19 protein-coding genes, 1 pseudogene and 1 other annotated feature are annotated in these 17,636 nt (G+C 55.5%); of the genes and pseudogenes, 14 read left to right on the top strand and 6 right to left on the bottom strand.

The window, feature by feature from the left end:
* Positions 1-17 precede the first annotated feature (17 nt).
* A complete protein-coding gene (locus tag JOE09_RS00735; protein WP_200543754.1) occupies positions 18-638 on the bottom strand; it encodes an L-threonylcarbamoyladenylate synthase in 621 nt (206 codons plus the stop codon).
* A gap of 52 nt (positions 639-690) precedes the next feature.
* Positions 691-1,569 (bottom strand): RNase RNM, encoded by an 879-nt coding sequence (rnm, locus tag JOE09_RS00730; protein ID WP_239552886.1) that lies wholly within the window; start codon positions 1,567-1,569, stop codon positions 691-693.
* A gap of 156 nt (positions 1,570-1,725) precedes the next feature.
* Positions 1,726-1,824: a sequence feature (Trp leader region), on the top strand.
* Positions 1,825-1,847: 23 nt separating this feature from the next.
* Between rnm and JOE09_RS00725 the strand changes: the two genes are divergently transcribed.
* The 6 genes and pseudogenes from JOE09_RS00725 to JOE09_RS00695 all read left to right on the top strand — a co-directional run bounded on the left by JOE09_RS00725 (position 1,848) and on the right by JOE09_RS00695 (position 8,914).
* The gene (locus tag JOE09_RS00725; RefSeq protein ID WP_105595201.1) at positions 1,848-3,410 is read left to right on the top strand and encodes an anthranilate synthase component 1; all 1,563 of its coding nucleotides are present in this window, start codon (positions 1,848-1,850) and stop codon (positions 3,408-3,410) included.
* Positions 3,410-5,002: pseudogene (trpD, locus tag JOE09_RS26060) on the top strand (bifunctional anthranilate synthase glutamate amidotransferase component TrpG/anthranilate phosphoribosyltransferase TrpD). Before JOE09_RS00725 ends, trpD begins: the two are co-directional and overlap by 1 nt.
* A 2-nt stretch (positions 5,003-5,004) precedes the next feature.
* Complete coding sequence (gene trpCF, locus JOE09_RS00710) at positions 5,005-6,369, top strand: bifunctional indole-3-glycerol-phosphate synthase TrpC/phosphoribosylanthranilate isomerase TrpF (RefSeq protein WP_205064421.1); 1,365 nt, start codon at positions 5,005-5,007, stop codon at positions 6,367-6,369.
* An 84-nt stretch (positions 6,370-6,453) separates the two neighbouring features.
* Positions 6,454-7,644 carry a tryptophan synthase subunit beta gene (trpB, locus tag JOE09_RS00705; protein WP_205064420.1) on the top strand — a complete coding sequence of 397 codons (1,191 nt, stop codon included), beginning with the start codon at positions 6,454-6,456 and terminating at the stop codon, positions 7,642-7,644.
* On the top strand, positions 7,644-8,450 hold the full coding sequence (gene trpA / locus JOE09_RS00700) for a tryptophan synthase subunit alpha (RefSeq protein ID WP_205064419.1): 807 nt from the start codon (positions 7,644-7,646) through the stop codon (positions 8,448-8,450). Before trpB ends, trpA begins: the two co-directional genes overlap by 1 nt.
* Positions 8,451-8,599: 149 nt before the next feature.
* On the top strand, positions 8,600-8,914 hold the full coding sequence (locus JOE09_RS00695) for a BON domain-containing protein (protein WP_200543766.1): 315 nt from the start codon (positions 8,600-8,602) through the stop codon (positions 8,912-8,914).
* A 55-nt stretch (positions 8,915-8,969) separates the two neighbouring features.
* Here JOE09_RS00695 and ompW read toward each other — a convergent pair whose 3' ends face one another.
* Positions 8,970-9,602: an outer membrane protein OmpW gene (gene ompW, locus JOE09_RS00690; protein WP_205064418.1), complete on the bottom strand. Its 633-nt coding sequence runs from the start codon at positions 9,600-9,602 to the stop codon at positions 8,970-8,972.
* Between the two features lie 275 nt (positions 9,603-9,877).
* Between ompW and JOE09_RS00685 the strand changes: the two genes are divergently transcribed.
* The 4 genes from JOE09_RS00685 to yciA all read left to right on the top strand — a co-directional run bounded on the left by JOE09_RS00685 (position 9,878) and on the right by yciA (position 12,108).
* On the top strand, positions 9,878-10,297 hold the full coding sequence (locus JOE09_RS00685) for a YkgJ family cysteine cluster protein (RefSeq protein ID WP_205064417.1): 420 nt from the start codon (positions 9,878-9,880) through the stop codon (positions 10,295-10,297).
* A 23-nt stretch (positions 10,298-10,320) separates the two neighbouring features.
* A complete protein-coding gene (locus tag JOE09_RS00680; protein WP_205064416.1) occupies positions 10,321-11,058 on the top strand; it encodes a YciC family protein in 738 nt (245 codons plus the stop codon).
* Between the two features lie 74 nt (positions 11,059-11,132).
* Positions 11,133-11,672, top strand: coding sequence for a septation protein A (locus JOE09_RS00675; RefSeq protein WP_200543774.1), 540 nt, complete (start codon positions 11,133-11,135; stop codon positions 11,670-11,672).
* Positions 11,673-11,685: 13 nt separating this feature from the next.
* Positions 11,686-12,108, top strand: coding sequence for an acyl-CoA thioester hydrolase YciA (gene yciA / locus JOE09_RS00670; protein WP_105595212.1), 423 nt, complete (start codon positions 11,686-11,688; stop codon positions 12,106-12,108).
* A 92-nt stretch (positions 12,109-12,200) separates the two neighbouring features.
* Here yciA and tonB read toward each other — a convergent pair whose 3' ends face one another.
* Positions 12,201-12,923 carry a TonB system transport protein TonB gene (gene tonB, locus JOE09_RS00665; RefSeq protein ID WP_105595213.1) on the bottom strand — a complete coding sequence of 241 codons (723 nt, stop codon included), beginning with the start codon at positions 12,921-12,923 and terminating at the stop codon, positions 12,201-12,203.
* A gap of 205 nt (positions 12,924-13,128) precedes the next feature.
* Between tonB and JOE09_RS00660 the strand changes: the two genes are divergently transcribed.
* Both JOE09_RS00660 and dsbG read left to right on the top strand, forming a co-directional pair.
* A complete protein-coding gene (locus tag JOE09_RS00660) occupies positions 13,129-13,425 on the top strand; it encodes a YciI family protein (protein WP_105595214.1) in 297 nt (98 codons plus the stop codon).
* A 157-nt stretch (positions 13,426-13,582) separates the two neighbouring features.
* On the top strand, positions 13,583-14,341 hold the full coding sequence (gene dsbG, locus JOE09_RS00655; RefSeq protein ID WP_205064415.1) for a thiol:disulfide interchange protein DsbG: 759 nt from the start codon (positions 13,583-13,585) through the stop codon (positions 14,339-14,341).
* Between the two features lie 180 nt (positions 14,342-14,521).
* Here dsbG and JOE09_RS00650 read toward each other — a convergent pair whose 3' ends face one another.
* A complete protein-coding gene (locus JOE09_RS00650) occupies positions 14,522-14,695 on the bottom strand; it encodes a YciY family protein (RefSeq protein WP_205064414.1) in 174 nt (57 codons plus the stop codon).
* A gap of 184 nt (positions 14,696-14,879) precedes the next feature.
* On the opposite strand from JOE09_RS00650, the gene cls reads away from it, so the two are divergent.
* A complete protein-coding gene (gene cls, locus JOE09_RS00645) occupies positions 14,880-16,340 on the top strand; it encodes a cardiolipin synthase (RefSeq protein ID WP_205064413.1) in 1,461 nt (486 codons plus the stop codon).
* Between the two features lie 51 nt (positions 16,341-16,391).
* A complete protein-coding gene (locus JOE09_RS00640; protein ID WP_105595217.1) occupies positions 16,392-16,715 on the top strand; it encodes an HI1450 family dsDNA-mimic protein in 324 nt (107 codons plus the stop codon).
* A gap of 19 nt (positions 16,716-16,734) precedes the next feature.
* On the opposite strand, the gene JOE09_RS00635 is transcribed toward JOE09_RS00640, so the two are convergent.
* A complete protein-coding gene (locus JOE09_RS00635; RefSeq protein WP_205064412.1) occupies positions 16,735-17,595 on the bottom strand; it encodes an ion transporter in 861 nt (286 codons plus the stop codon).
* Positions 17,596-17,636: the final 41 nt, after the last annotated feature.

Raw genomic sequence — 17,636 nt, 5'->3', positions numbered from 1 at the left:
ATCCTGCCTCCAGGCTGCTACAGGAATGGCTGAATATCACCCACACCTTCACGAACAACCACCGGTGAATCATCGGTCAGATCAATCACGGTTGTCGGCTGCTGTCCCAGGTAGCCACCGTGAATAATTAAATCGACCAGTTTGCCAATTTCATCCTGAATGGCTTCCGGGTCCGACTCGGTAAAATCATTGCCCGGGAGCATGAGCGAGGTCGACATCATCGGCTCGTTCAGCGCTTCCAGCAGGGCCAGCGCAATCGGATTCGACGGTACGCGCAGGCCGATGGTTTTACGTTTTTCACTCATCAGGCGGCGCGGAACTTCTTTCGTCGCCTTGAGGATAAAGGTGTAGTTGCCCGGCGTGTTGTTTTTGATTAACCGAAACGCGGTGTTGTCGACGTGCGCATAGGTCGACAGTTCGGACAGATCGCGGCACATCAGGGTGAAGTTATGGTTACCATCGAGCTGGCGAATGCGGCAGATACGCTCCATAGCATTCTTATCTTCCAGCTTACAGCCCAGCGCATAGCCGGAATCCGTTGGATAGACGATCACGCTGCCTTTATTCAACATCTCTACCGCCTGCTTGATCAGTCGCGGCTGTGGATTATCCGGGTGAATATAGAAAAACTGACTCATAGAAACCTCTTATCCGTACATCAGCAATGACATTGACGTCGCCTGCTTCAGGCTATTGCTTAACGATTTCTGGAAAACGCTGCCACACGGCATCAACACCGCCGGGTAGCCATAATTTTTTTCCCAACTCAATCCACGCGCAGGGCTGATGAAAATCAGACCCCTGCGATCCCGCCAGTTGATACTCCTGCGCGTATCGCGCCAGCTGCGTTCGTTCCTGCGGAGCCTGCTGACACTGCGCGACCTCCATCGCTTCACCGCCCTGTTCGCTGAAGTGGGCAATCAGGCGTTTCAGCCACTTGGCAGACAGCCCGTAGCGGCCCGGATGGGCCAGCACTGCACGACCACCAGAATCATGAATCGCATCAACAGCTTGTTTAATTGTACACCACTGCGGCGGAACGTAACCGGTTTTACCGCGAGCCAGATAGTTTTTAAACACCTTCTGCATCGTGTCGGCTTTACCGGTGGCGATCAGAAAACGGGCAAAATGTCCGCGCGTCACCGCGCCGCCCTGCGCCAGGTCAAGGGCAGCTTCCAGTGCACCGGGTATCCCGGCTTTTTCAAGGCGCTCAGCGATCATGCGCGCACGCGCCATTCGTCGTTCACCCTGTTCTGCCAGAAAGGCCACCAGCCCCGGATGGGTGATATCCACTCCCAGGCCAACAATATGGATCTCGTGGTTCTCCCACAGCGACGACACCTCAACGCCGGCAATCAGCTGCAGCGGCAGCTGATGACGCTCAATAGCCTCACGCGCGGGCTGAACGCCGTCGGTGGTGTCATGGTCGGTGACGGCCAGCACGCCGACACGATGTTCTACCGCGCGCAGCACCAGCTGCTCCGGGGTAAGTAATCCGTCAGATGCGGTGGTGTGACTGTGAAGATCGAAGATAGGAAAAGAACTGATTGGTGTGGCTGCTACTGTCAAAACGGCTCCGGCATTGGCGGGAATATCGCAGCATGATAACGTCATTCTTTGCTAAGGGAAAAAGAGTATTGACTTTTTTTCCGCGTTCCAGTTAACTAGTACGCAAGTTCACGAGCATAAGGTATCTGTATCATGTCATATTCACTCTCTCTGATGACTGGTTGGTGGCGCACTTCTCCCTGAACGGGCGATGTCGTCGTGCACGGTTACTACGTTGTGCAGATACTCAGGCCCGCTAAATGCGGGCTTTTTTTTGAGCAAAAAACAGAGATCAAACCATGTCGAATGCCAAACCTACAGTGAAGTTGATTACCGGCAATGCGCCCTACCGCGAAGATCCGGCCGCCGTCTTCCACCAGCTCTGCGGCGCACGTTCCGAAACGCTGCTGCTGGAATCAGCGGATGTTGACAGCAAGCGTAACCTGAAAAGCCTGCTGATTGTCGACAGCGCCCTGCGCATCAGCGCGCTGGATAAAACCGTGCAGATTCAGGCACTGTCTGAAAACGGCCGCGCCCTGCTGACGCTGCTGGATGCGGCTTTGCCTTCATCAGTGCAGAATCACGTTCGCCCCGATGGCCGTGAACTGGTCTTCCCGCATAATACCGAAATTCAGGATGAAGACTCTAACCTGCGTGCCCTGTCGGTGTTCGATGCCCTGCGCCTGATCCCGCAGCTGATCAACGTCCCGGCAGAAAATCGTGAAGCCATGCTGCTCGGCGGGCTGTTCGCCTACGATCTGGTCGCCGGCTTCGAATCGCTGCCGGCATTAAAGAACGAGCAGCGCTGCCCGGACTATTGCTTCTACCTGGCGGAGACGCTGCTGGTGATTGACCATCAGCAACAAACCGCTCGCCTGCAGGCCAGCCTGTTCACCTCTTCACCGGCCGAATTCATTCGCCTGCAGAGCCGCATCGAACAGCTGCACAGCCAGATGCTTCAGCCAGCGCCCGCGCTGCCGGTGCAAACCGTTGACGGCATGGCGCTGAGCGTCAGCCAGAGTGATGAAGACTACTGCCAGGTGGTTCGCCAGATGCAGGAAGCCATTCGCATTGGTGAAATCTTCCAGGTGGTGCCGTCACGCCGCTTCTCACTGCCGTGCCCTTCACCACTGGCCGCCTACGATACGCTGAAAAACAGCAACCCCAGCCCGTACATGTTCTTTATGCAGGATCGCGATTTCAGCCTGTTCGGCGCATCGCCGGAAAGCTCACTGAAGTACGACGCGGAAAGCCGCCAGATTGAAATCTATCCGATTGCCGGTACTCGCCCGCGCGGCCGCCACGCAGACGGTTCACTGGATCGCGATCTCGACAGCCGCATTGAGCTGGAAATGCGTACCGACCACAAAGAGCTGGCCGAACATCTGATGCTGGTGGACCTGGCACGTAACGATCTGGCACGCATCTGCGAACCCGGCAGCCGCTATGTGGCGGATTTGACCAAAGTGGACCGTTACACCTTCGTGATGCATCTGGTTTCTCGCGTCGTCGGCAAACTGCGTGGCGATATTGATGTGCTGCACGCCTACCGGGCCTGCATGAATATGGGCACCCTGAGCGGCGCACCGAAAGTACGTGCCATGCAGCTGATTGCCAAAGCCGAGGGCACCCGTCGCGGCAGCTACGGCGGCGCGGTCGGCTACTTCACCGCCAGCGGCGACCTGGATACCTGCATTGTTATCCGCTCCGCATGGGTGGAAGACGGTGTTGCTACCGTGCAGGCCGGTGCCGGTGTGGTTCTGGACTCGAACCCGCAGGCGGAAGCTGACGAAAGCCGTAATAAAGCCCGCGCCGTTCTGCGTGCGATTGCCACCGCTCACCACTGCCAGGAGATTTTCTGATGGCCGATATTCTGCTGCTCGATAACTTCGACTCCTTTACCTATAACCTCGTCGATCAGTTACGCACCTTTGGCCATCACGTGGTGGTTTATCGTAACAACGTTCCTGCCGCCACGCTGATTGCGCGCCTGCAGGAGATGGAAAACCCGGTATTGATGCTGTCACCCGGCCCTGGCGCACCGTCTGAAGCGGGCTGCATGCCGGAAATGCTGCAACAGCTGCGCGGACGCCTGCCGATCATCGGCATCTGTCTGGGCCACCAGGCGATTGTGGAAGCTTACGGCGGCCATGTCGGCCAGGCCGGAGAGATCCTGCATGGCAAAGCTTCGGCGATTACCCACGATAACGAAGGTATGTTCGCCGGTCTGAGCAACCCGCTGCCGGTGGCCCGCTATCACTCGCTGGTGGGCAGCAATATTCCTGACGGACTGACGGTTAACGCCACCTTTAATGGCATGGTGATGGCCGTTCGCGACGACGCACAGCGCGTCTGCGGCTTCCAGTTCCACCCTGAATCCATTCTCACCACCCAGGGGGCTCGCCTGCTGGAACAAACCCTTGCATGGGCGCTGGCGTAACCGAGGAGAAGCCTAATGAACACTATTCTGGAAAAATTATTTCAGGCCGAGATCCTGACTCAGGCGGAAAGCCACCAGCTGTTTTCCGCGATTATCACCGGGCAGCTGGAACCCACTCAGCTGGCAGGCGCGCTGATTGCGATGAAGGTTCGCGGTGAGCATCCGCAGGAAATCGCCGGGGCGGCGACCGCCCTACTGGAAGATGCCAAACCGTTCCCGCGCCCGGACTATGACTTTGCCGATATCGTCGGCACCGGCGGCGACGGCAGCAACAGCATTAATATCTCCACCGCCAGCGCCTTCGTGGCCGCAGCCTGTGGATTGAAGGTGGCCAAACATGGCAACCGCAGCGTGTCCAGTAAGTCGGGTTCCTCCGATCTGCTGGCCGCGTTCGGCATCAGTCTGGATTTGCCTGCGGAACAGGCACGCCAGGCGCTGGATGAACTTAACGTCTGCTTCCTGTTTGCACCGCAGTATCACAGTGGATTCCGCCACGCGATGCCGGTACGCCAGCAGCTGAAAACCCGCACCATCTTCAACGTGCTTGGTCCGTTGATTAACCCGGCACGGCCTCCGCTGGCGGTGATCGGCGTGTACAGCCCGGAGCTGGTGCTGCCGATTGCTCAGGCGCTGAAAGTATTAGGCTATCGCCGTGCGGCGGTGGTGCACGGCGGCGGCATGGATGAAGTGGCGCTGCACAGCGTCACCCACGTAGCCGAACTGCGTGAAGGTGAAATCACCAGCTACCAGCTGACCCCGGATGACTTTGGCCTGAGCTATCATCCGCAGGAGGCGCTGGCCGGGGGTTCCCCGGAAGAAAACCGTGACATTCTGGCGCGTTTACTCCAGGGTAAAGGCGAGCTGGCTCATGAAGAAGCCGTGGCGGCCAATGTCGCCCTGTTACTGAAGATTTTTGGCCATGAAGATTTGCGACAGAACGCTCAGCAGGCGCTGGAAACCATCCGCAGCGGCCAGGCTTATAAACATGTGGTCGCACTGGCAGCAAGAGGATAATCATGCAGCAGGAAACCGTACTGAATAAGATTGTTGCGGACAAAGCCATCTGGCTTGCCGCCCGTCAGCAGCAGCAGCCGCTGGCCTCATTCCAGAATGATATCGTTCCGTCTACCCGCAGCTTTTATGATGCGCTGAGCGGCACGCGCACGGTGTTCATTCTCGAATGTAAGAAAGCGTCGCCATCTAAAGGTCTGATCCGCGATGATTTCGACCCGGCCACCATCGCCGGGGTTTATAAAGACTATGCCTCCGCCATTTCGGTGCTGACCGACGAGAAGTATTTCCAGGGCAGCTTTGATTTTCTGCCGATCGTCAGTTCAGTCGTGACCCAGCCGGTACTGTGCAAAGATTTTATTATCGATCCTTACCAGATTTACCTGGCCCGTTACCATCAGGCAGATGCCATTTTACTGATGCTTTCGGTGGTCAGCGATGAGCAGTATCGCCAGCTTTCCGCCGTGGCGCACAGTCTGAATATGGGCGTGCTGACCGAAGTGATCAGCGATGAAGAGCTTGAGCGCGCCACCGCCCTGGGGGCAAAAGTGGTGGGAATTAACAACCGCGACCTGCGCGATCTCTCCATTGACCTCGACCGCACCCGCCGCCTGGCGCCGAAAGTGGCGCACGGTGTGACGGTTATCAGCGAATCCGGAATTAACAGCTATGCCCAGGTGCGAGAGCTGAGCCATTTTGCTAACGGCTTCCTGATTGGATCTGCGCTGATGGAAGAGGCCGATCTGGCCGCAGCGGTGCGCCGGGTAATTATCGGTGATAATAAAGTGTGCGGTTTGACCCGGCCGCAGGACGCGCAAAGCGCGCTGGCAGCGGGGGCGATTTACGGTGGACTCATTTTTGCTGAAGGCTCACCGCGCAAAGTAGACCTGACCATTGCGCGATCGGTGATTGCCGCTGCCACACTGAAGTATGTTGGCGTGTTCCGCAACCAGGCAGTGAGTGACGTTGTCACTACCGCCGGTGAGCTGGGGCTGACAGCGGTACAGCTGCACGGCGACGAAGACCGTCAGTACGTCAGCCAGCTGCGCGACGCGCTGCCTGCCGAAGTGCAGATCTGGAAGGCATTCAGCATTCGCGACAGCCTGCCGCAGCGCGACTGGCCGCACGTTGATCGCTACGTGTTCGATCACGGTAACGGCGGCAGCGGTCAGTCATTCGACTGGTCACTGCTGCAGGGCCAGACGCTGAAAAACGTGCTGCTGGCCGGCGGACTGAGTGCTGATAACAGCGTTGAAGCTTCCCGCCTTGGCTGCGCCGGTCTGGACTTCAATTCCGGGGTAGAAAGCGCCCCCGGTATTAAAGATGCCGATAAAATCGCCTCGGTGTTTCAAACGCTGAAAGCCTACTGAAATAGCGAAATGCTCAGGCCGGCACAATCATTTTTCGTCGGGCGTGATCCACGCCCGCGCTGAGAGAGAATAAAGAGACGCGATATGACCAGATTAAACCCCTATTTTGGCGAGTTTGGCGGCATGTATGTGCCGCAGATCCTGATGCCCGCACTGCGCCAGCTGGAAGACGCTTTTATCAGCGCCCAGAGCGATCCGGAATTCCAGGCTGAATTTACCGGCCTGCTAAAAAACTATGCCGGTCGCCCTACCGCGCTGACGCTGTGTAACAACCTGACCAAAGGTACGAAAACCCGCCTGTACCTGAAGCGTGAAGACCTGCTGCACGGCGGCGCGCATAAAACCAACCAGGTGCTGGGCCAGGCTCTGCTGGCTAAGCGCATGGGTAAAAAAGAAATTATTGCTGAAACCGGCGCAGGACAGCACGGCGTAGCCTCGGCGCTGGCCAGTGCCCTGCTCGGCCTGAAGTGCCGCATTTACATGGGTGCAAAGGACATTGAGCGCCAGTCGCCGAACGTGTTCCGCATGCGTCTGATGGGTGCAGAAGTGATCCCGGTGCACAGCGGTTCGTCGACGTTGAAAGATGCCTGTAACGAGGCGCTGCGCGACTGGTCCGGCAGCTATGAAACCGCTCACTATATGTTGGGCACCGCGGCCGGTCCGCATCCGTTCCCGACTATCGTTCGCGAGTTCCAGCGCATGATTGGCGAAGAGACCAAAGCGCAGATCCTGGAGCAGGAAGGTCGCCTGCCGGATGCGGTGATTGCCTGCGTCGGTGGCGGTTCGAATGCGATTGGGATGTTTGCCGACTTTATTGATGAAACCAGCGTGGGTCTGATCGGCGTGGAACCGGCAGGTCACGGCATTGAATCCGGCGAGCACGGCGCGCCGCTGAAGCATGGCCGCGTGGGCATCTACTTCGGTATGAAAGCACCAATGATGCAAACCGAAGACGGTCAGATCGAGGAGTCCTACTCCATTTCTGCCGGGCTGGATTTCCCGTCCGTCGGGCCTCAGCATGCCTATCTGAACAGCATTGGTCGTGCGGACTACGTTTCGATTACCGATGACGAAGCGCTGGATGCTTTCCAGGCCCTCTGCCGCAATGAGGGGATTATCCCGGCTCTGGAATCGTCACACGCCCTCGCCCATGCGTTAAAAATGATCCGCGAGAATCCGGAGAAAGAGCAGTTGCTGGTAGTGAACCTTTCCGGCCGTGGCGACAAAGACATATTCACCGTACATGACATTTTCAGCGCCAGGGGAGAAATCTGATGGAACGTTACGATCGTTGTTTTAAGCGCCTGGCAGAACGTAAAGAGGGTGCGTTTGTTCCCTTCGTCACGCTGGGCGATCCCACCCCGGAGCTGTCGCTGCAAATTATTGATGCGCTGGTTGCAGGCGGTGCGGATGCGCTTGAGCTGGGTATCCCGTTCTCCGATCCGCTGGCCGACGGCCCGACGATTCAGAACGCCACCCTGCGTGCCTTTGCCGCAGGCGTAACGCCAGCGCAGTGTTTTGAGATGCTGGCGGCCATCCGTCAGAAATACCCGGAGCTGCCGTTCGGCCTGCTGATGTATGCCAACCTGGTATTTTCCAACGGCATCGATAACTTTTACGCCCGCTGCCAGGAAGTCGGTGTCGATTCGGTACTGGTTGCCGATGTGCCGATTGAAGAGTCTGCGCCGTTCCGCCAGTCCGCCATGCGCCACAACGTCGCACCGATCTTTATCTGTCCGCCAAACGCTGAAGACGATCTGCTGCGTGAAATCGCTTCACACGGTCGGGGCTATACCTACCTGCTGTCCCGTGCCGGGGTCACCGGTTCCGAGACCCGCGCAAATCTGCCGCTGAAGCATTTAATCGACAAGCTGAAAGAGTATCATGCTGCCCCGCCGCTGCAGGGGTTTGGTATTTCAGAAGCGTCGCAGGTTGAGGAAGCGATTCGTGCCGGGGCTGCCGGGGCGATTTCTGGTTCAGCTATCGTCAAAATTATCGAACAGCACCACAAAAACCCGTCGGTGATGCTAACCGAACTGACCGCTTTTGTCAGTAAACTGAAAGCCGGAACGCGCCAGTAATCCTTTCCTGAAACGGTGCCTTATCTGACCGATAAGGCATTATTTCCTTTCTATTTTTAACATTCTGAACTTGCAGAAACATCATCCGTACCTAAGAATTAGTTATCGCCGCCTTTTCAGCGGTTTAAACCTGGACAGGGAGAAATGCAATGAAGCTGTTGAAAACGATATCAGGAACGATTGCCGCTGCCGTAGTTGCACTGAGCGTTAGCGCCTGCGCACCGACCGCAACGCAGGAAGGAACCGGTGGTTATATTGACGATACGGTGATTACCACCAAGGTGAAGGGCGAACTGCTGCACGACCAGTCTCTGAAATCCACCGCTATCAGCGTGGAAACCTTCAAGGGGCGCGTACAGCTGAGTGGCTTTATCAGCTCGCCGCAGATGGCAAACCGGGCGGTTGAAATCACGCGCGGCGTGGCAGGTGTGAAATCAGTAGTGAATAACCTGCAAATTAAGTAACGGTGCAGAGAGCAAAAAAAGGCGCGAGATTCGCGCCTTTTTTCGTTGAGCGGGCTTAGAAGCGGTAACCTGCGCCAAAGAAGAACACGAACGGGTTAACGTGGGTGTCAATGCTCTGACGCTCTTCCCCGGCGTTAAAGCGTACTTTGGTATTGATGTCGATGTACCACAGCGAGGCGTTGATCATCCAGTCAGGGGTCAACTGGTAGTCCAGACCCACCTGGCCAGCAACCCCCCAGGTATTTTTCACGCTCAGATTGCTCAGGCCCGCATCGCGACCGGTCTGATTGAAATCGGTGTTGTAAAACATCGTGTAGTTCACACCCACGCCGGCATACGGCTGCCATTTACTGGTGTTACCCATAAAGTACCACTGTGCCATCAGCGTTGGCGGCAGCTGGTGCACGGTCGCCAGTGTACCGGTGGCACGCAGCCCGACTTTGTGGCGGAACGGCGTCGCACCGAGAAGCTCAATACCGATATGGTCAGTAGCCATATAGGTAAAGGTCAGCCCCAGCTGCGTGTTGTTGTTAACATCGAATTCGCCGAGGCCGAGGACGTTATCGGAACCGCCGGTAGGCCGCACGGTGGCGGAACCCGCGCGCATAAAGAAATCCCCTGCTTCATGTGCCGATGCGGCGACCGGTAACAGGGTGACGACAGCCAGTGCTAATGCTCTCAGTTTCATGACCACTCCTTTTAAATTTAAAATCGTATGTAAACATCTGTGTCCTACTGCGAGGACTTGTGCGATATCAGGACACATATTTACGCTGATTTACTGGAAAGGTCATGCGAATCATTTTTTTCATTCTTCTTATAAAACAATGGCTTGATTTAGATCAATTTCCCACGATTTCGGTATTCGAAAAATCCGATTGACCATTTTTTTTGGAAGCCTTAGCTTTCTATTCTCCTTCAATGTGATTTTGGTTCGAAGCCTCAGGAGGGGCGGGCAATCAGATGAGCGATACTCTTAATCCTTGTGTCAGTTGCGGCGCGTGCTGCGGTACGTTTCGCGTTTCTTTTTACTGGTCAGAAGCTGAAGACGGCGGCGGCGTTGTGCCGGTTGATCTGACCGAACCCCTCAACCTTTTTATGCGTAATATGCGCGGTACCAACGATCGTGCCCCGCGCTGTGTGGCTTTACAGGGCGAGATTGGCAGCTGCGTCTCCTGCGGCATTTATGAACAGCGTCCAACACCCTGCCGGGAGTTTGATATGTCCGGTGAAAATGGCATTTATAACGAAGCCTGTGACCGTGCGCGGGCAAAATATGGCCTGTCGCCCCTGTTTACCCCGGTAAAACCTTCTTTAATCGAAAGTTATGTCAATCTGAGTGCCAGCACCCTACAGGAACATGTACAATCTCCCGGTCTATAAAATCGGCTTTTCAAGGAGTTTACATGTCTATCACGGCGGCTTCGCTATACCGTGACACGGGGAATTTTTTCCGCCATCAGATCCTGACCATTGTGCTGATGGCACTGCTGACCTCGTTTATTTCCGTGCTGATAGGTCACGGGCTGACGCCGGATGCCGATCAGATGTCGATCCTGAATGATGGTGCAGCCGGTTCAGCCACCAGCCTGATGGAAATGGTGCAGAATATGTCGCCGGAGCAGCAGCAGGTTCTGCTGCGGGCTTCTGCGGCAGGAACGTTTGCAGCGCTGATTGGCAATACCCTGCTACTGGGTGGAATGCTGAGTCTGATCCCGATGGCGTCTTCCGGCCAGCACGTCAGCGCCCTGCGCGCTATTGGTGCGTCCGCGCCAAAGCTGCTGTCGCTGCTGCTGCTGACGTTCTTAATGACGCTGGTTATCCAGCTGGGCTTTATGGTGCTGGTGGTGCCGGGTTTATTGCTGGCAGTGACGCTTTCTCTGTCGCCGATGCTGCTGGTGAATGAGAAGGTTGGCGTGTTTGGCGCCATGCGCGGCAGTATGCGCCTGGCCTGGGGGCATATGAAGCTGGTCGCTCCGGCGGTGCTTTTGTGGATCGTTGCCAAGCTGATCGTGCTGCTGATGGCATCATCCATGACCGTGCTGCCGGCAAACGTTGCCTCGGTGCTGCTAAACGGGTTGAGTAACCTGGTTTCAGCGCTGTTGATTATTTACCTGTCCCGCTTATATATGTTGTTACGCTAATTAACCATGATTGCCTCGACAGAGGCATTCACTGGATGATTTCATTACGTACTGGTCTGATACTGGAAGCCGCTATGAAGCAGTTACTCGACTTTCTTCCCCTCGTGGTCTTTTTCGTTTTTTATAAACTGTACGATATTTTTGTCGCCTCCGGCGCGCTGATCGTCGCCTCTGCCGTCGCCCTGGCCGCAGGCTGGGTTATCTACCGTAAAGTAGAGAAAATGAGCCTGGTGACCTTTGCGCTGGTCGCGGTGTTCGGAACATTAACGATTGCTCTGCATAATCCTGACTTCATCAAGTGGAAAGTCACGATTATCTACGGTCTGTTCACCCTCGCCCTGCTGTTCAGCCAGTGGTTTATGGAAAAACCGTTAATCCAGAGAATGCTGGGCAAAGAGATCCAGCTGCCTGCATTCGCGTGGCGTCGTCTGAATATTGCCTGGGCGTTGTTCTTCTTCGTCTGCGGCCTGGCAAATATCTACGTTGCCTTCTGGCTTTCTCAGGACACCTGGATGAACTTCAAAGTGTTTGGCCTGAGTGCGTTGACCCTGCTGTTTACCCTGCTGAGCGGCATCTATATCTACCGTCTGATGCCGCAGCAGGAAGAAAAATAACGGAAGCTAAACAATGAGCGAACAACAACGCGTGCCTCAGGGCGAGATGGTGCTGCGCACCCTCGCTATGCCTGCGGATACTAACGCCAACGGCGATATTTTCGGCGGCTGGCTGATGTCGCAGATGGATATGGGCGGCGCTATTCTGGCGAAGGAGATCGCCGAAGGACGCGTGGTAACGGTACGCGCGGACGGAATGACCTTTTTGAAACCGGTAGCCGTGGGTGACGTAGTGAGCTGCCACGCCCGCTGCATCCGTACCGGCACCAGTTCCATCACCATAAACATCGAAGTGTGGATTAAAAAGGTCTCTTCAGAGCCGATTGGTCAGCGCTACTGCACCACTGAAGCGGTATTTATCTACGTTGCGGTTGATCCGGAAGGTAAACCTCGGCCACTTCCTGCAGATAAAATCAACTTCACCGCAGAAGGCTGATTTTATCTCCTGCCGTCCCGGAGCGGGCCTGAACTGGCTCACTTCTCGGGTAGTGGATTTAAGCTGATAAAAAAAGGGCTTTCGCCCTTTTTTTATTCGATGCTACTGCCGCCGTCGATTTTGAACACGATGTTCATGGTGACATCTTTACCCGGCTTGTTCGGCTCATAGCGCCATCTGCGCATCGCCTGTTTGACTTCACGCTCAAACATGTTGCGCGGCTCGGCGGAAAGAATACGCACGTTATCGACCTGGCCTGAACTGTCAACGTCAAACTGTACGCGAACGCGCCCTTCTACACGCAGGGCAAAGGCACGCTGCGGATAGGCCGGCTTGCTCTGGTTTAGCGCGCGTGGACCGCTGGAAACGGCCGTAGACGGTGCCTGAGACAGCTTCGGCGCGGTGGACGGCTTAGGCGGCTGCGGATTGGTTACCGGCTGAGCCTGGCGCGTCTCCTGCGGTTTCACCTCTTTCTTCGGCTTCACCACCTCTTTCTTCACCGGCTTCGGTTTAGGTTTCGGCTTTGGTTCAGGTTTAGGAATCGGCACCGGTTCAGGAATCGGCGGCTCCGGTACGGGTTCTGGCTCCGGTTCTGGCTCCGGTTCCGGCTCAACCTGCGGCGGCACCGGTTCAGGTTCGGGCTGCACTTCCGGTGCGACCAGCGAGACACTGATAGGCTGAGACGCTTTTGGCATATCAACCACCTGGTGAAATGAAGCGTAAAGCAGAGCTGCGATAACCGAGCCGTGCAGTACAACTGAAATCAGCAGAGGCAAAGGAGCGCGGCGTGGTAGTGATGTTGTCAGCGTCGTCATAATCTTTCTGGTCAAAATGTGAAGCACCGAGTTTAAATGCAAATAGCAATCAGTTTCAACAACCTCTCACGGCTTATCCGCGATTTCCCGCTTAAAGTTTAACAAACTGACCTTTATCAAGGGTGAATTATCTTTTAATTGCACAAAAGTTAACGATCACTTAACGTGATGCCCGAATCTCAATTCCCGACAGGAGTGCTTAAAAGTGCTTTATGTAATTTACGCTGAAGATCACGCGGATTCTCTGGAAAAACGCACGGCGGTTCGCCCTGCCCACCTCGCTCGTTTGCAGCTTTTACGTGATGAAGGACGTTTGATTGTTGCCGGTCCGATGCCGGCTGTAGACAGCAATGAACCCGGCGTGGCTGGCTTTACCGGCTCAACGGTAATTGCCGAGTTTCCTTCGCTGGAAGCGGCACAGTCCTGGGCTCAGGATGACCCTTATATCGCCGCCGGCGTGTATAAGCAGGTCGCAGTTAAGCCATTCAAAAAAGTTTTCTAAAACAACAATACGTTTTTAAATTCAGTTTATTATATTTACACCAGTGGGCAGATTAACTTAAACGGTACGCAAAAAAGTACACAAAGTTTTCTGCTCATTCTTCTCCCACTCTGGCCGCCATTCTCCCCCAACAAAATTTCCTACGACGAGGCGATCGATGAAATCCACTCTCTTACTTGCCGCCTGCCTGCTTCCCGGCCTGGCTTATTCTGCGGAAGCACTGCCGCCGGTGGTCAAAACCTTCAGCGACCAGCAGGGCATTAAAATCGTCAAAAAGATCGATGCCCCCGGCGGCCTACAGGGCTGGGTTGGCCAGTATCAGGATATGGGCGTATCGCTGTTTCTGACGCCCGACGGTAAGCACGTTATTTCCGGTTATCTGTATGACGACAAGGGGAAAAACCTCAGCGAAGGCTATTTCCAGCAGGCGATCTACGTTCCTATGGGCCGCGAGATGTGGAAAACGCTGAACGCGGCGCATCCGATTAAAGAAGGGCCGGATTCTGCCGCCCGAAAAGTGATTGTTTTCGCCGATCCGTTCTGCCCTTACTGTAAGCAGTTCTGGTCTGCGGCCCAGCCGTGGGTAGATGCCGGTAAGGTGCAGCTGAATACGCTGCTGGTGGCGTTCCTCAACCCGCAGAGCGGCAGATATGCCACGGCGATACTCAACGCGGCGGACCCGGTGCAGGCATGGAAAGAGTACGAGCTGTCTGGTGGGAAAAAGCTGCCGCACTTTGACGGTGCCACACCGCGTGAGACGTTTAATTTGCTCCAGCGACATCAGAAGCTGATGGACGATCTCGGTGCCAGCGCCACACCGGCCATTTACTATATGAATGATAAAAATGAGCTGCAGCAGGTGGTCGGAATGCCGGATGAGAAACAGATGGCGGAGATGTTCGGGCCAAAACCCTGACGAGAGTGCGCATTCGGGCAACCCGGCATAAGTCTGTGCCGGGTTGCCCGCTAAGCTGGAAGTGGGCCAGGCCTCACACGGTGTTCAACAGATGATGAACGCAAACGGCTTCACGCCGACAATCGAGCGGGAAGAGTACGCCGATTGCCGGGATACGCTCTCTGGCAACAGGCCCCTCAGTCAGAGAATCTGGGTAAGAAACAGAATCGAACGGCGTTGCTGCTGACTGACCATATGACGGAAGGAGTGCATTCGCCCGTAGCGACGCGACTGCCCTTCCAACCAACGTGACCTGCGACGCTGTACCTGACGCATCATGCGCCAGCGCGCAACTTCATTTCTGCTCCGTTTCATTACACCCTCGGTCTGATATCTGTCGCTTCAAATGTAGCCAAAAATCTCGCGCAGCAGTATAGACCTTTCTGCCCCGTTACCAGGTCCGATCTCTTTGCCGTTGAAAATTTCCTTAAAGGTTTCCAGAGCTGCCATCAACACGTAAACTTCTTCTTAACTCGAGCGTGAACAGGATTTCCACTTAATGACCACTTTTTACACCGTGATGAGCTGGCTGCTGGTTTTTGGATACTGGTTACTGATTGCCAGCGTTACGCTGCGCATTCTGATGAAACGCCGCGCGGTGCCCTCCGCAATGGCCTGGCTGTTGATTATTTATATCCTGCCGCTGGTCGGGATTATTGCCTACCTCTCATTCGGTGAACTGCATCTTGGTAAGCGCCGCGCAGAGCGAGCGCGAACCATGTGGCCATCGACAGCTCGCTGGCTGAAGGATTTGAAGTCCAGTCAGCATATTTTCGCCGACAGCAACAGCGATGTTGCGCGCTCGCTTTTCCAGCTGTGTGAAAATCGCCAGGGGATTGCCGGGGTTAAAGGCAACCAGCTTCAGCTGCTGACCAGCAGCGACGACACCATGAAAGCGCTGATCCGCGATATTCAGCTGGCTCGCCACAATATCGAGATGGTGTTTTATATCTGGCAGCCCGGCGGCATGGCGGATGAAGTGGCAGAATCGCTGATGGCTGCCGCGCGTCGCGGCGTTCACTGCCGGCTGATGCTGGATTCCGCCGGCAGCGTGGCCTTTTTCCGCAGCCCGTGGGTGGCAATGATGCGCAACGCCGGCATCGATGTGGTGGAAGCGCTCAAGGTCAGCCTGCTGCGCGTATTCCTGCGCCGTATGGACCTGCGCCAGCATCGTAAAGTGGTGCTGATTGATAACTATATTGCCTATACCGGCAGCATGAACCTCGTCGATCCTCGCTTCTTTAAGCAGGATGCCGGGGTCGGTCAATGGGTGGACCTGATGGCGCGCATGGAGGGACCGGTGGCAACCACCATGGGCATCGTTTACTCCTGCGACTGGGAGATTGAAACCGGCAAGCGTATTCTGCCACCGCCGCCGGACGGCAATATCATGCCGTTTGAGCAGGAGAGCGGCCACACCATTCAGGTTGTCGCTTCAGGTCCCGGCTTTCCGGAGGATATGATCCACCAGGCGCTGCTGACCGCTATTTACTCAGCGCGGGAGCAGCTGGTGATGACCACGCCTTATCTGGTGCCCAGCGACGACCTGCTGCACGCCATCTGCACCGCCGCGTTTCGCGGGGTTGACGTCAGCATTATCGTTCCGCGCCACAACGATTCGATGCTGGTTGGCTGGGCGAGTCGTTCGTTCTTTAGCGAACTGCTGGAAGCGGGCGTTAAAATTTACCAGTTTGAAGGTGGGCTGCTGCATACCAAAAGCGTGCTGGTTGACGGTCAGCTAAGCCTGGTTGGCACGGTTAATCTGGATATGCGCAGCCTGTGGCTGAATTTTGAGATTACGCTGGTGATCGATGACGACGGTTTCGGCGGCGATCTGGCCCGCGTACAGGACGATTATATCGCCCGTTCCCGCCTGGTTGATGCCCAGCGCTGGTCGCGCCGTGCTTACTGGAAGCGCATCGTTGAACGACTGTTTTACTTCTTCAGCCCATTGCTGTAAAACGAGCGGAATTGAAATACGACATCGCCCGTCGGCGGAACAGGAAATAGTATGGATTTAAATAACCGTCTTACCGAAGATGAAACCCTGGAACAGGCTTATGATATTTTCCTTGAGCTGGCCGTGGATAATCTCGACCAGGCCGATGTGATTTTATTTAACCTTCAGTTTGAAGAACGCGGCGGCGCGGAGCTTTACGATCCTGCCGAAGACTGGGCTGAACACGTCGATTTTGACCTCAATCCTGACTTCTTCTCTGAAGTGGTGATCGGACTTGGCGACGCTGACGGAGAGCCGATTACCGACGTTTTCGCCCGCGTGCTGCTCTGCCGGGAGAAAGACCACAAGCTCTGCCACATTCTGTGGAAAGAGTAACGCTGTGAAATAGCCCGATTTAATCGGGCTTTTTTTCATCCGGTTCGGGCGGTAGCCCCGAGCCACAGCTTTTGCAAAATTGTGCATCGTTTTCATGGCCGGACTCTTTACAGTGCGGGCAAATACGTTGCTTGCGCCGCCGCTGCATGACCTCAGTCATATACGAACTCATCACCCCAGTCGGAATGGCTATCAGCGAGTAACCCAGCAGGATAAGTATCGACGAAACAATGCGACCCAGCCCGGTATGCGGTGTGATATCGCCGTAGCCAACGGTAGTGAGCGTTACGGTCGCCCAGTAGAGGGAAACCGGCAGGCTGGTAAAACCGTGCTCCGGCCCTTCAATCACGTACATCAGCCCGCCAAACAGGCACAGCAGGATAATCAGCACGCCAAAAAACAACATCAGCTTTTTACGTGCGCTGTACAGGCTGTCCCACATGACGCTGGCAGAGCCGATATAGCGCAGCACCTTGATCAAACGCAGCAGCCGCAGCACACGCAGCAGGCGTAGTGCCATCATGTACTGTAAGGCGATTTCCGGCCAAAAGAAGTAGATATACAGCGGCAGCGCGGTTATCAAATCGACAACGCCAAAAAAGCTGAATGCGTAGTGCAGAGGATGGCGCGAGGTTATCAGGCGCAGCAGATATTCAATGCTAAACACGGCGGTAAAAAGATACTCGAGCAGCAAAAACAGCGAGGTTTCAGCATCACCTTTCGCTATCACATCCGGGGTCCCCGACTCCACAAATACCAGCACCACACTCACCAGCGATGATAGAATCCAAAACCGTTCAGCATAGTGGCCGCTACGGGTGTGAATATCAAACAACGCCGCATAAATGCGACCGCGCAATCCCTGGCAGTAATCCGGCACACAACCTCCTGCAATCCTTTACGATGCGCTATTACTAGGGT

Origin of the sequence: Pantoea coffeiphila, assembly GCF_016909495.1 — a bacterium.
GTDB classification, from domain to species: Bacteria; Pseudomonadota; Gammaproteobacteria; order Enterobacterales; family Enterobacteriaceae; genus Erwinia; species Erwinia coffeiphila.
This window is presented reverse-complemented; position numbering and strand designations above follow the sequence as displayed.